We start from the raw sequence: 12,436 nt of genomic DNA on the forward strand, positions 1-12,436 counted from the left end.
CAAAGGAGAGACCAATGCCCAGCACGGAAAAAACGGAAACACGCACCGCATCGTGCCAATGCGGAACGGTGGCGCTCGAACTCACCGGCAAGCCGATCATGGCGGCGACCTGTTATTGCCATAGCTGCCAGACGGCGGGCCACGGCTTCGAGGCCGTTCCCGGAGCGCCCGCGGTGGTTGGCGCCGACGGCGGCACGCCCTATCTGCTCGTCCGCAAGGACCGGCTCCTATGGCTGTCGGGGGCGGACCGCCTCGAAGAACATCGGCTGAAACCCGATTCGCCGACGCGGCGGTTCGTCGCGCGTTGCTGCAACACCCCGATCGCGCTCGAATTCACCAAGGGGCATTGGCTGAGCATCTATTCGGGGCGCATCCCGGAGGATCAGCGCCCGGCGGCCGAGATGCGGACGATCGTCGGCGACCGGCCCGAAGGCGTCGAGCTGCCCGACGATATCCCCAATTACCGAACGCCGTCGGGCAAGTTCATGTGGCGGCTGCTGACCGCATGGGCCGCGATGGGTTTTCGCGCGCCGGCGATCGAAGCGACGAAGGGATATGCGGGGTGAGCGAGGCCATCGAGCGCGTCGAGATGCTCAATGCGACGAGCCCCGGCCATGTCGTGCGCGTCGAAAAGGCGAAATATGACGCGATGCGTGGCGCGCTGCTCGCCTCGGTGCCCGCAGCCGCGCCCGGACTGACCGTTGCCGAGATCAAGGCGCGCGTGCTGCCCTTGCTGCCCGACACGCTGTTCCCCGGCGGCGCCAAGGCGGGCTGGTGGTTGAAGGGCGTTCAGCTCGATCTTGAGGCGCGTGGGCTGATCGCGCGCGAAAATGTGAAGCCGCTGCGGCTGCACCGGCTATAAACGGACCCAGAAGGAAGCCAAGCCATGGAACATCTGTCCTTCCCCGGCGAAAGCCCCGAATATCGCGCCGCGCGCGCCGAACTGCTCGCCGACGAGATCGCGCTGCGCCGCCAGATCGAGGCGGTCGCGGCGAAGCGCCGCGCGCTGCCGCCCGGCGGCGAAGTGCCCGAGGATTACAGCTTCGAGCGGATCGGCGCCTTCCAGCGGCCCGAGCGCGTGAAACTGTCCGAGCTGTTCGCGGGCAGGCCGAGCATCATCCTGCAAAGCTTCATGTTCGGGTCCGAGCGCGACAAGCCGTGCAACGGTTGCACGCATATGCTCGACGCGATCGACGGCAGCGCGCGCCATGTCGGGCAGCGTGCGCCGCTCTATGTCGTCGCCAAGTCGCCGATCGCGCGGCTCGAAGCCTGGGCGAAGGATCGCCGCTGGCCGCACCTGACCTTCCTGTCCGACGTCGAGGGCCGCTATTCGGCCGACTATTTCGGCGACACGTCGAAACTGACCGACGCCAAGCGCGCCGAACATGGCGTGAAACCCGGCGAAAATTGGGACGAGACGATCTTCAACGTCTTTCGCAAGGACGGCGCGCGCGTCCGCCACGTCTGGGCGAGCGAGATGGCCTATGCGCCCGAGGATCCCGGCCAGCACCACCGCGCGGGCGACCTTGTCGACCCGCTGTGGGGCCTGCTCGACATGACGCCCGAGGGGCGCGGCGACTGGTTCCCCAGCCTGACTTACTGACACCCAACCGAGGAGAGCGACGATGAACGCAGCATCGAACTTCATCTGGTACGAACTGATGACCCCCGACCCCGCAGGCGCGGCGCGCTTTTATGGAGCGGTCGTCGGCTGGACCATCGCGGCGACGCCCGATCCGGCGGCGGGCGACGTCGATTACCGCATGATCGGCCGCGCCGACGGCGGCAATGCCGGCGGGGTGCTCGCGCTCAACGCCGACATGCTCGCCGGCGGCGCGCGGCCGGGCTGGATGGGCTATCTCGATGTCGACGATGTCGATGCCAAGATCGCCGCGATCAAGGCCGACGGGGGCACGGTACATATGCCCGCGACCGACCTGCCCGTCGGCCGGATTGCGATGGTATCGGACCCGCAGGGCGCGGTCTTCTATGTCATGAAGCCCATCCCCCCCAAAGGCATGGAGGGCATGGAAAGCGACGTCTTCTCGGTCACCGAGGCGCAACATGTGCGCTGGAACGAGCTCGCGACGAGCGATCCCGATGCCGCCATCGCCTTTTACAAGAAGCATTTCGGCTGGGGACAGGAAGGCGAGATGCCGATGGGCGAACTCGGCGCGTACCGCTTCATCCAGCGCGGCGACGTCGGGCTGGGCGCAGTGATGCCGTTGATGGAGGGCTATCCGGCGCCGGCGTGGAATGTCTACATCGGCGTCGACGACATCGACCGCGCCCACGCCGCGGTGACCGCGAACGGCGGCACGATCACCAACGAACCGATGGAAATCCCGGGCGGCGAATATGCGATGAACGCGATCGACCCGCAGGGCGCGCCGATCGGCTTCGTCGGCCCGCGCAAGCCATAATCCCCCCAAGGAAGACAAGGAGAGAGACGATGACGAAACAACCGACGAGCCAACCGGTGAGCCTCTGCCTCTGGTACGACAAGGACGCCGAGGAGGCCGCGAACTTCTATGCCGCAACCTTCCCGAACAGCAGCGTGGGCGCGGTCCACCGGTCGCCGAGCGACAATCCGAGCAGCAAGGAAGGCGAGGTGCTGACGGTCGACTTCACCGTGCTCGGCATAGCGTGCGTCGGGCTCAACGGCGGCCCTGCCTTCAAGCATAGCGAGGCCTTTTCCTTCCAGGTCCATACCGACACGCAGGAAGAAACCGACCGCTACTGGAACGCGATCGTCGGCAATGGCGGCGCGGAAAGCATGTGCGGCTGGTGCAAGGACAAATGGGGGCTGAGCTGGCAGATCACACCGCGCGCGCTGACCGACGCGGCGATGGGCGGCGACCCCGCGGCCGCGAAACGCGCGTTCGAGGCGATGATGACGATGAAGAAGATCGACATCGCAAAGATCGAGGCCGCGGTGCGGGGCGAAGCCGTTGGCGCGGCGTAGCCCGGCGCTCTTCGCCTGGCTGCTCTGCGGCACGCTCGACATCGTCTATGCGGCGGTGTCGAGCGTCTTGCAGGGCGGCACCGTCTCCTCGATGCTCCACGCGGTGGCGAGCGGGCCGTTCGGCGACGCGGCGCGCGGCTGGGGCATCGGCGGCGATATCGCGGGCCTCGTCACGCACTTCGCGATCATGGGCGCGATGGTCGCGGCATGGTTCTTTGTCGCGCGGCGCTGGACCGCATTGACGACGTGGCCGTGGTGGCTCACGGGCACGCTCTACGGGCTGCTGCTCTATGTCATCATGAACGGCGTGGTGCTGCCGCTGCGCTTCGGATCGCCCTTCCCGCCGACCGACCTCGCCAAGGGTGCGATCGCGCTCTTCCCGCACATTTTCTTCGTCGGCTGGCCGCTCGCCTGGCTGACACGCAAGGATGGCAATTGATGCTGATCTATTATGGCCACCCCTTTTCTTCCTACACATGGAAGGTGCTGATCGCGCTCTACGAGAAGGGGATCGAATTCGACTATCGCTCGGTCGATCCGGCATTCCCCGAGCATATGCCCGAGCTGAGGGCGCACTGGCCGGTCGGGCAGTTCCCGCTGCTCGTCCACGACGGCGTGCCCTGGTTCGAATCGTCGATCATCATCGAATATCTCGACCACCTCGTTCCCGAGCCACGCCTGATCCCGCAGGATTTCGAGGCAGCGCTGAAGGTTCGCTTTTTCGACCGGATTTTCGACAATCATGTGATGAACCGGATGCAGGCGCTCGTGGCGGCAGTACTGCGCGACGCGGGCGCCGATATTCCCGCGATCAGGCAGCAGGTCGAGACTACGCTCGAGACCGTCTACGCCTGGCTCGACAGGGAGCTGGCGGGCGGCGGCTGGGCGACTGCCTATGGTTTCAGCCTCGCCGATTGCGCGGCAGCGCCGTCGCTCTTCTATGCCGACTGGGTTTACCAGATCCCGGACACATACGAGAATTTGCGTGCCTATCGCGCGCGGCTGCTCGCGCATCCGACGGTTTCGCGCTGCGTCGAAGATGCGCGCCCCTATCGCGGCTATTTCCCGCTCGGCGCGCCCGACCGCGATTGAGCGCGAGCGTGCCGAAACGGGGTTAACGGCCCGCTGACGCTGCCTGTTCGCCATTTGATAGGCGCGCACGCGCGAAGGCGGACGCATGGTTTCGCCGTCCGCCTTCGTTCGTACGCTCGTCGTCGCCGCGCTCGCAGCGGTGCTGGCGTTCGCGCCGGCGCATGCACAGCAGGTCGTGACCGTCACGACGACGACGGTGACGTGGACCTATGACGATACGGGCGACGGCGCCGACTATAGCGACGAAGGCGCCGCGCTCCTCGATGACGAAGCGCTCGCCGAAGATGCCGATTTCGCCGCTACGCGCCGCTATGCGCCGAACGCAGCGCTCGCGACGCTCGGCCATGCGAAAGCGACCTATGGTCCCTTTTCGGTGATCGACGCCACGACGGTCCGCATGGCGGGCGACGTCACCTCGGCAACCCCGCGCCAGTTCGCGGCGATGCTCGCGGCCTTTCCGGGGCTCAAGCGGCTCGAAATGGTCGACTGCCCGGGCAGCCTCGACGAGGAAGCCAATCTGATCCTCGCGCGCGCTGTTCGCCGGCAGGGCATGGAGACCGTCGTTCCCGCGGGCGGATCGATCCGTTCGGGCGCGGTCGAGCTGTGGCTTGCCGGGGTGACCCGCCGCGCCGCGCCCGACGCCGAGTTCGGCGTCCATAGCTGGGCCGACGAATATGGGCGCGAGGCGAACGACTATCCGGCGAGCGATCCGGTCCACGCCGAATATCTGGGCTATTACCGCGAAATGGGCATGGACGCCGCGAAGGCGCGCGCCTTTTACGCGCTGACCAACGCGACGCCGTTCGACGACGTCCGCTACCTGACGCGCGACGACATGGCGCGGTTCGTCACGCTGAATTGACGCCGCAGCGCGTCAGCGCTGCTTTAGCCTTGTAACACGCCGCCGCCTCCCCCACATCGCCCTCCATGGCGAAGCGGAGCCTTTATCAGCGATTGCGATCGACCGCGCAGGTCCGGCTGGCGCTGTTCATCCTCGGCGTCGTGATGATGGCGATCTCGCCGATCGTCGGAATTTTGCCCGGCCCCGGCTTCATCATCCTCTTCCCGCTCGGCCTGATGCTGTGCCTGCAGAACAGCGCGTGGGCGAAGCGCATCTATGTCCGCTTCAAATGGCGCCACCCGCGCTATGCCGCATGGACCGACCGCGTGATGCAGCGCGCGAGCGCGGCACGAAAGCGCGAACGCGCGGCACTCGATGCGATGAAGTCCGCGGCATTTCGCGGCAAGGCACCGGAAAACCGCCGCGATGACGATTGACTTTGCCCCGACTCTCGCTTATCCGCGCCCCCATCAGTGGCCGCCCACGTTTGGCGGCCCTTTTCTGTTAGAGCCTTTAAAGAGAATTTGGGGATACCGCGATGAAGCGTACCTATCAACCGAGCCGCCTCGTTCGCAAGCGTCGCCACGGTTTCCGCGCCCGCAAGGCGACTGTCGGCGGCCGCAAGGTTCTCGCCAACCGCCGCGCCCAGGGCCGCAAGAAGCTGTCGGCCTGATCGCTGACGCTTCTGCGCCAGTCACACTGGTGCGAACGCTTTCAAAACGCAGCGAATTCCTGGCCGCCAATCGCGGCCTTCGCTTTCCCATGCCCGGCTTTGTCCTGCTCGTCCGCCAGCGCGGCGACGGCGACGATTCGCTGGGCGTCGGCTATACCGTCAGCAAGAAGGTCGGCAACGCCGTCACGCGCAACCGGATGAAGCGGCGCTTTCGCGAACTCGCGCGCGCCGCGCTCCCCGAATCGGGAATCGCCGGCGCCGACCATGTGCTGATCGGCCGGCCGGGCGGCAACGACATCGTCTTTGCCGAACTCGGCGAGCATCTCGATTCGGCGTTGAAGCGCGCGGCGAAGAAGCTCGCAGCGCAAGCGTCATGATCGCCAAGCTGCTCATCCTGATCGCGCGGGGATGGCAAATCGGCCCCTCGCGCATCCTTCCGCCGACCTGCCGCTATTCGCCATCGTGCAGCGCCTATGCGATCACCGCGCTCCAGCGCCATGGTGCGATCAAGGGTGGCTGGCTGGCGACAAAGCGGCTATTGCGCTGCCATCCTTGGGGCGGCCACGGCCACGACCCGGTGCCGTAAGGCGCCATCCCCGACATTTTGAGACGAAGAGAGACCGAAGAGCGTGGACGACAAGCGTAACATGATCGCGGCGATTTTGCTGTCGGTAGCCATCCTGATCGGCTGGAACTTCGTTTCGGAGAAATTCTTTCCGACGCCCGACAAGCCCGATGTGACCAAGACGGTCGCCGGCGCCAACGGCGCGCCCGCCGCCACCCCGGCAGCGCAGGGCCAGCCGAGCGCCTTGCCGACCCCCGGTGCGCCCGCCGCGCCCGTGAGCACGGCGATCCGCCCGGTCGATGCCGTGCTGGCCGAGGGCAACCGCATCCCGATCGAAACGCCCGAGATCAAGGGGTCGATCAACCTCGTCGGCGCGCGCATCGACGACATCACGCTCACCAAATATCGCCAGACGATCAAGAAGGATTCGCCCGCGGTGCGCCTGTTCGCGCCGGGCGGGACGTCGGCCGCCTATTTCGCCAGCATCGGCTGGGCGGCGCAGGGCATCGCGGTCCCGAACGCAAATACCGTCTGGACCGCGACCGGAGCCAAGCTGACCCCGGCGACCCCGGTGACGCTGAGCTGGGCGAACACGACCGGCCAGACCTTCCGCATCGAGTACAGCATCGACGCCGATTACCTGATCACCGCGAAGCAGACGATCGCCAACACCGGTACCGCGCCGGTGAGCGCGAGCAGCTTTGCGCTGATCGACCGCCTCGGCAAGCCGACCGATCCGCACGAACAGGACAGCTGGACGATCCATATCGGCCCGACGGGCTATCTCGACGGCAAGTCGGTGTTCGACACCGATTATGACGATGTCGAGGAAGCCCCGAACCGCACCGTGCGCTACAATTCGGCAGGCTGGCTCGGCTTCACCGACAAATATTGGCTCGCCGCGATCGTCCCGGCAAAGGGCGAGCGCGTGACCGCGGCGATCAGCTCGCCCGCGGCGAACAATTACCAGACGTTGTTTGCGCGCGACTTCACGCAGGTGGCGCCCGGCAAGCAGGTCACGACGACCAGCCGCATCTTTGCCGGCGCGAAGGAAGTCGAGATCCTGTCGAAATATCAGGACGAACAGGGAATCCCCCGCCTGTCGAACGCGATCGACTGGGGCTGGTTCGAATTTTTCGAAGTGCCGATCTTCAAACTGCTCCACTGGCTGTTCCTCCAGCTCGGCAATTTCGGCCTCGCGATCATGGCGCTGACCTTGATCATCCGCGGGCTGATGTTCCCGATCGCACAGCGCCAGTTCGGCTCGATGGCGCAGATGCGCCTCGTCCAGCCGAAGATGAAGGCGCTGCAGGAACGCTACAAGGACGACAAGCAGAAGCAGCAGCAGGAGCTGATGAAGCTCTACAAGGACGAGAAGATCAATCCGCTCGCCGGCTGTCTGCCGATCCTGATCCAGATCCCGATCTTCTATGCGCTGTACAAGGTGCTGATGTTGGCGATCGAGATGCGGCACCAGCCGTTCATCCTGTGGATCAAGGATCTGTCGGCGCCCGACCCGCTGCACATCCTGAACCTGTTCGGCCTCCTGCCCTTCACCCCGCCGTCGATCCTGTCGATCGGCATCCTCGCGGTGATCCTCGGCATCACGATGTTCCTGCAGTTCCGTCTGAACCCGCAGGCGACCGACCCCGTGCAGCAGCAGGTGTTCAAGATCATGCCCTGGCTGTTCATGTTCATCATGGCGCCGTTCGCGGCGGGCCTGCTGCTTTACTGGATCACCAACAACCTGCTGTCGATCGCGCAGCAGCAGTGGATGTACCGCAAGTTCCCGGCGCTGAAGGCGGCCGTGGCGACGAAGTAGCGCCGTCTTCATCGGCGTGTGTCCCCGCGAAGGCGGGGACCCATCTCCGGTGGTTTCGGTAGTAAAACAACAGGAGATGGATCCCTGCTTTCGCAGGGGTACGGCCGAGTATGAATGAAGAAATTGAAGATCCCGAGCGGGCGGCCGAAACTGCCGAGCGCGCGCGCAAGCTGTTTTCGGGACCGATTACGTTCCTGAAATCGGCGCCTGCGCTCCAGCATCTGCCGGCGCCGAGCGTGCCCGAGATCGCATTCGCGGGCCGTTCGAACGTCGGCAAGTCGTCGCTGCTCAACGCACTGACGAACCGCAACGGGCTTGCGCGTACTTCGGTGACACCGGGCCGGACGCAGGAGCTCAACTATTTCGACGTCGGCGAGAATCCGCTGATCTTCCGGCTCGTCGACATGCCCGGTTACGGCTTTGCCAAGGCGCCGAAGGATGTCGTCAAGAAATGGCGTTTCCTGATCAACGATTACCTCCGCGGCCGCGCGGTGCTGAAACGCACGCTCGTGCTGATCGACAGCCGTCACGGGATCAAGGACGTCGACCGCGATGTGCTCGAAATGCTCGACACCGCGGCGGTCAGCTATCGCATCGTCCTGACCAAGGCCGACAAGATCAAGGCGACCGAACTCGAAGCGGTGCAGGCCGCGACCGAAGCCGAAGCGCGCAAGCATCCCGCCGCGCATCCGCAGGTGATCGCGACGAGCAGCGAAAAGGGCATGGGCATCGCCGAATTGCGCACCGCGGTGCTGGAGGCGGTCGAGAGTTGACGTCAGCTTTCTCCTCCCGCAAGCGGGACGGAGACAAAAGGACGACGCATGAAACTCTTCCTCGGGAACAAGGCTTACTCAAGCTGGAGCCTGCGCGGCTGGCTGGCGGTCAAGCATAGCGGCCTGCCGTTCGAGGAAGTCACCGTGCCCCTCTATGACGAGGATTGGTCGAACCGGCGCGAGGGCGACGAGTTCGCGCCGTCGGGCGGCAAGGTGCCGATCCTGTGGGACGGCGACGATATCGTCGTGTGGGACAGCCTCGCGATCATCGATTATCTCAACGAAAAGACCGGCGGGACGAAAGGCTTCTGGCCCGACGACATGCCCGCGCGCGCAATGGCGCGGTCGATGGCCGCCGAAATGCATTCGAGCTTTGCCGCGCTGCGCCGCAACCACAGCATGAACATCCGGCGCATCTATCCCGCCGCCGAACTGCTCCCCGAAGTGCAGGCCGATGTCATCCGCATCTTCCAGATCTGGGCCGAGTCGCGCGCGCGCTTCGGCGGCGAGGGCGACTTCCTCTTCGGCAACTGGTCGGCGGCCGACATCATGTTCGCGCCGGTCGTCACGCGCTTCATCACCTATTCGATCCCGCTGCCGCGCTTTGCCGCCGCCTATGCGCAGGCGGTGATCAGCCATCCATGCATGCAGGAATGGATCGGCGGCGCGCAGGCCGAGGACTGGATCATCGAAAAGTTCGAGGGGCCGGTCGAGGGCTGACCGGCCGCTTGTCGCGGCGCCGAACCATGCGTTCACGACGCGGCCATCCGAAGCCTGCCAGGACAGACCGATGCAGACACGCGCCCTCACCGCCCTGACCGCCCTCACCCTGCTCGCGGGCGCCAGCCCCGCCGCCGCGCAGGACGCCGCGAGCTGGGAAATCGGGCCGATCATCCGCGGCAAGAATTATTCGCAGGGCATGCCGCTGCGCCCGCAGCCGACGCGGACCGGCTGGTCGTTCGATTTTCCGGTCGGCAGCCGCGAAGCGGGGCATGTCCATTATGTCACCGTCCGCCCCGGCCCGGTCACGCCCCGCTCGCGCATCGTCGTGCGTTACCGCGTCGATGCGCGGCCCGGCACCCGCTTCGTGCCGCAGGAGACTCCGGACCGGCCCGCGACGGTATCGCTCTATTTCCAGCGCCGCGGCGACAGCTGGAGCGCAAAGGGCCGTTTCGAACATTATCGCTGGTACGCCCCGGCCGCGACGGTCCAGCAGATCGCGCCGGGCGAGCACCGGATCAGCATCGCGCTCGACGACCCGAACTGGATTTCGGTCATGGGGCGGACTGCCGGGTCGAACCCCGGCGCGATCGAGGCCGCGCTCGCCGACATCGACCGCATCGGCCTCGTCTTCGGATCGGCCGAGGCGCGCGGCCACGGCGTCTATGCGACCGCGCCCGCGCGTTTCACGCTGCTGGGCTTCCAGATTCTTTAGGGAATCCGCGTCGTCGGATAGGGCGTGCCGTCCTTGTGAAAATAGCCGTCGGGCGTGAACATCATGTCGATGTCCGAATAGCCGCCGCCGGTGTCGTATTTCTTGCCGCCGCCCAATGCGACAAAGACGCAGTCGCTGTCCGATTCGTTGACGAGATGATGCCCGTTGGTGCTGCCCTTCGGCCAGACCGCGATGTCGCCCGCGCGCATCGGCCAGCGCCCGCCATCCTCGACCAGCACCGCCTCGCCCGCAATCATCACGAGCATCTCGTCCTCGCCGTCGTGCCAGTGGCGCTGCGACGACCAGGCGCCGGGTTTGAGCACGACGTGGCTCGCGGCGAAATCGCTGAGCCCCGTGGGCGGCGCAAGGCGGCGGTACCAGCGGCCCTGCACGGGCGCATCATACGGTGCGGGATAGCCGGTCGTATTCGTCTGCGGGATGGTATCGAGATCGAGCTTGGGCATCGCAGTCCTCGCGGATTTGTTCTATCTTTGTTTCGCACAAAGCGCGCGCGATGCAAAGCCTCGACTTCGCGCGGTGCGAAGGCGTAAAGGGCGGGCATGACCCATCCTGTCAATCCCGTCGAACTGGCCAAGGCGCTGATCGCCGCGCCGAGCGTCACCCCCGCCACCGGCGCCGTGTTCGACGCGCTCGAGGCCGCGCTGACCCCGCTCGGCTTCACCGTCGAGCGCTTCATCGACGGGATCGAACCCGACGGACCCGTCGAGAATCTGCTCGCGGTGCGCGCGGGCAAGGGGCCGAAGCATTTCGGCTTTGCCGGGCATCTCGATGTCGTGCCGCCAGGGGTGGGCTGGACGGGCGACGCGTTCGCACCCGAAGTGCGCGGCGAGCTGCTCTACGGGCGCGGCGCGGTCGACATGAAGGGTTCGATCGCGGCTTTTGTCGCCGCTGCCGCCGCGACGCCGGCCGAAGCCGGAACGATCAGCCTGATCATCACCGGCGACGAGGAAGGCCCCGCGATCTTCGGGACGCGCGCGCTGATGGAGCATATGGACGCGCGCGGGGTGAAGCCCGACATGATCGTCGTCGGCGAGCCGACCTCGGTGAACAAGCTCGGCGACATGGTGAAGATCGGGCGGCGCGGGTCGGTCAATATCTGGATCGACGTGCCGGGGACGCAGGGCCACGTCGCCTATCCGCATCTCGCCGACAATCCGATCCCGAAGCTGGTGAAGATATTGGCGGCGATCGAATCGGTGAGCCTCGATGCCGGGACCGACTGGTTCCAGCCGTCGAACATCGAATTCACCGACATCGACGTCGGCAATGGCGCGACCAACGTAATCCCCGCCTCGGCGCGCGCGCGGCTGTCGATCCGTTTCAACGACCGGCATCGCGGCGCCGATCTCGTCGCAATGATCGAGCGTCTTGCGCACGACGTCGAGCCGGGTGCCAAGGTACTGGGCAAGATTTCGGGTGAAGCCTTCCTCACCCCGCCGGGCGACCTGTCCGAACTCGTCGCCGAGGCGATCCATGCCGAAACCGACGTGCGCCCCGAAATGTCGACGACGGGCGGCACGTCGGACGCGCGCTTCCTCCACGCGCTCTGCCCGGTGGTCGAATTCGGGCTGACCAACGCCACGATGCACAAGCTCGACGAGGCGGTCGCCGTCGAGGATCTGTACAAGCTGACTGCGATCTATCGCGGCATATTGATGCGCGTCTTCCTCTAGTCCTCGCGGCTGCGCCTGAAGATCACATAAACCGCCCCCGCGCCGCCGTGGCTGATATGCGCGGGGCGGAGCGCGACGATCTGGTCGGCGTAGGGCGAGTAAGCGAGCCAGTCGGGCAGCGAGGCGCGGATCGCGCCGCGCGGGCGCGGGTCGCCGTGCATCTGCGGCAAGCGGTCGGCGCCGGGGCGCAGCCGCCCCGCGACCACCAGCAACACGCGCGCACCGCGCAACAACGCCCGCCCGATCGCGTCATCGAGCAAGGCCTGCGCCGAGGCGAGCGTGTGCCCGTGGAGGTCGATGCTGAGATCGGGGCGCACGAGCCCCTTGCGCAGGCGGCGATCCCAATGGCCGTCGAGCGTCGCGGCCTGATGCGTCCTCCGCGGTGGCGGCAATTTAGCGGGGGCCCGCGGCGGCGCGGCAGGTGCGGAGGTGCTGCGCGGGGTCGGTTTGGGCGGTTTGACGGTCGGCGGCGCGACGGGCGCGAGCGGTGCCTTCGCCTTGGCGAGCGGCTTTACCGTCGCTGCGACCTTCTTCCACAGCGCGCTTTCGTCGGGATCGAGGCGCCGCGGCATGGCG

General features: G+C 66.2%; 19 protein-coding genes. 17 read left to right on the top strand and 2 right to left on the bottom strand.

From position 1 onward, the window contains the following. Positions 1-14: 14 nt before the first annotated feature. From VGN62_RS06440 to VGN62_RS06515, 16 genes are all read left to right on the top strand, one after another. The gene (locus tag VGN62_RS06440; protein WP_327451973.1) at positions 15-566 is read left to right on the top strand and encodes a hypothetical protein; all 552 of its coding nucleotides are present in this window, start codon (positions 15-17) and stop codon (positions 564-566) included. Continuing rightward, positions 563-862, top strand: coding sequence for a DUF6958 family protein (locus VGN62_RS06445; protein ID WP_327451975.1), 300 nt, complete (start codon positions 563-565; stop codon positions 860-862). The genes VGN62_RS06440 and VGN62_RS06445 overlap by 4 nt, the downstream gene beginning before the upstream one ends. A 24-nt stretch (positions 863-886) precedes the next feature. Then, positions 887-1,603 carry a DUF899 family protein gene (locus VGN62_RS06450; protein WP_327451978.1) on the top strand — a complete coding sequence of 239 codons (717 nt, stop codon included), beginning with the start codon at positions 887-889 and terminating at the stop codon, positions 1,601-1,603. Positions 1,604-1,625: 22 nt separating this feature from the next. Continuing rightward, positions 1,626-2,423, top strand: a complete 798-nt coding sequence (locus VGN62_RS06455) for a VOC family protein (RefSeq protein ID WP_327451980.1) — start codon at positions 1,626-1,628, stop codon at positions 2,421-2,423. Positions 2,424-2,452: 29 nt separating this feature from the next. Then, positions 2,453-2,965: a VOC family protein gene (locus VGN62_RS06460; protein WP_327451982.1), complete on the top strand. Its 513-nt coding sequence runs from the start codon at positions 2,453-2,455 to the stop codon at positions 2,963-2,965. Further along, the gene (locus VGN62_RS06465) at positions 2,952-3,404 is read left to right on the top strand and encodes a hypothetical protein (RefSeq protein WP_327451984.1); all 453 of its coding nucleotides are present in this window, start codon (positions 2,952-2,954) and stop codon (positions 3,402-3,404) included. Before VGN62_RS06460 ends, VGN62_RS06465 begins: the two co-directional genes overlap by 14 nt. Next, a complete protein-coding gene (locus VGN62_RS06470; protein ID WP_327451987.1) occupies positions 3,404-4,057 on the top strand; it encodes a glutathione S-transferase family protein in 654 nt (217 codons plus the stop codon). Before VGN62_RS06465 ends, VGN62_RS06470 begins: the two co-directional genes overlap by 1 nt. 85 nt (positions 4,058-4,142) lie before the next feature. Further along, complete coding sequence (locus tag VGN62_RS06475) at positions 4,143-4,919, top strand: alpha/beta hydrolase (RefSeq protein ID WP_327451989.1); 777 nt, start codon at positions 4,143-4,145, stop codon at positions 4,917-4,919. Between the two features lie 65 nt (positions 4,920-4,984). Beyond that, on the top strand, positions 4,985-5,335 hold the full coding sequence (locus tag VGN62_RS06480) for a hypothetical protein (protein ID WP_327451991.1): 351 nt from the start codon (positions 4,985-4,987) through the stop codon (positions 5,333-5,335). A 101-nt stretch (positions 5,336-5,436) separates the two neighbouring features. Next, positions 5,437-5,571, top strand: coding sequence for a 50S ribosomal protein L34 (gene rpmH / locus VGN62_RS06485; protein WP_054586364.1), 135 nt, complete (start codon positions 5,437-5,439; stop codon positions 5,569-5,571). Positions 5,572-5,600: 29 nt separating this feature from the next. Beyond that, the gene (gene rnpA / locus VGN62_RS06490) at positions 5,601-5,948 is read left to right on the top strand and encodes a ribonuclease P protein component (RefSeq protein ID WP_327452001.1); all 348 of its coding nucleotides are present in this window, start codon (positions 5,601-5,603) and stop codon (positions 5,946-5,948) included. Further along, on the top strand, positions 5,945-6,157 hold the full coding sequence (gene yidD, locus VGN62_RS06495; RefSeq protein WP_039570339.1) for a membrane protein insertion efficiency factor YidD: 213 nt from the start codon (positions 5,945-5,947) through the stop codon (positions 6,155-6,157). The genes rnpA and yidD overlap by 4 nt, the downstream gene beginning before the upstream one ends. A gap of 43 nt (positions 6,158-6,200) precedes the next feature. Beyond that, the gene (gene yidC, locus VGN62_RS06500; RefSeq protein WP_327452005.1) at positions 6,201-7,958 is read left to right on the top strand and encodes a membrane protein insertase YidC; all 1,758 of its coding nucleotides are present in this window, start codon (positions 6,201-6,203) and stop codon (positions 7,956-7,958) included. A gap of 110 nt (positions 7,959-8,068) precedes the next feature. Beyond that, on the top strand, positions 8,069-8,731 hold the full coding sequence (gene yihA / locus VGN62_RS06505) for a ribosome biogenesis GTP-binding protein YihA/YsxC (RefSeq protein WP_327452007.1): 663 nt from the start codon (positions 8,069-8,071) through the stop codon (positions 8,729-8,731). Positions 8,732-8,779: 48 nt separating this feature from the next. Next, complete coding sequence (locus VGN62_RS06510) at positions 8,780-9,451, top strand: glutathione S-transferase family protein (RefSeq protein WP_327452009.1); 672 nt, start codon at positions 8,780-8,782, stop codon at positions 9,449-9,451. 70 nt (positions 9,452-9,521) lie between these two features. Further along, positions 9,522-10,166 (top strand): hypothetical protein, encoded by a 645-nt coding sequence (locus tag VGN62_RS06515; RefSeq protein WP_327452011.1) that lies wholly within the window; start codon positions 9,522-9,524, stop codon positions 10,164-10,166. On the opposite strand, the gene VGN62_RS06520 is transcribed toward VGN62_RS06515, so the two are convergent. Next, positions 10,163-10,630, bottom strand: coding sequence for a cupin domain-containing protein (locus VGN62_RS06520; protein WP_327452013.1), 468 nt, complete (start codon positions 10,628-10,630; stop codon positions 10,163-10,165). The genes VGN62_RS06515 and VGN62_RS06520 overlap by 4 nt on opposite strands. A 96-nt stretch (positions 10,631-10,726) precedes the next feature. Here VGN62_RS06520 and dapE point away from each other — a divergent pair, with 96 nt between their 5' ends. Beyond that, entirely contained in the window at positions 10,727-11,860 is a 1,134-nt protein-coding gene (gene dapE, locus VGN62_RS06525; protein ID WP_327452015.1) for a succinyl-diaminopimelate desuccinylase, read from the top strand. On the opposite strand, the gene VGN62_RS06530 is transcribed toward dapE, so the two are convergent. Further along, on the bottom strand, positions 11,857-12,432 hold the full coding sequence (locus VGN62_RS06530; protein ID WP_327452017.1) for a Smr/MutS family protein: 576 nt from the start codon (positions 12,430-12,432) through the stop codon (positions 11,857-11,859). The two genes, dapE and VGN62_RS06530, sit on opposite strands and share 4 nt — an antisense overlap. Between the last annotated feature and the right edge of the window lie 4 nt (positions 12,433-12,436).

It is taken from the genome of Sphingopyxis sp. (assembly GCF_035998905.1).
Taxonomy (GTDB): Bacteria; Pseudomonadota; Alphaproteobacteria; order Sphingomonadales; family Sphingomonadaceae; genus Sphingopyxis.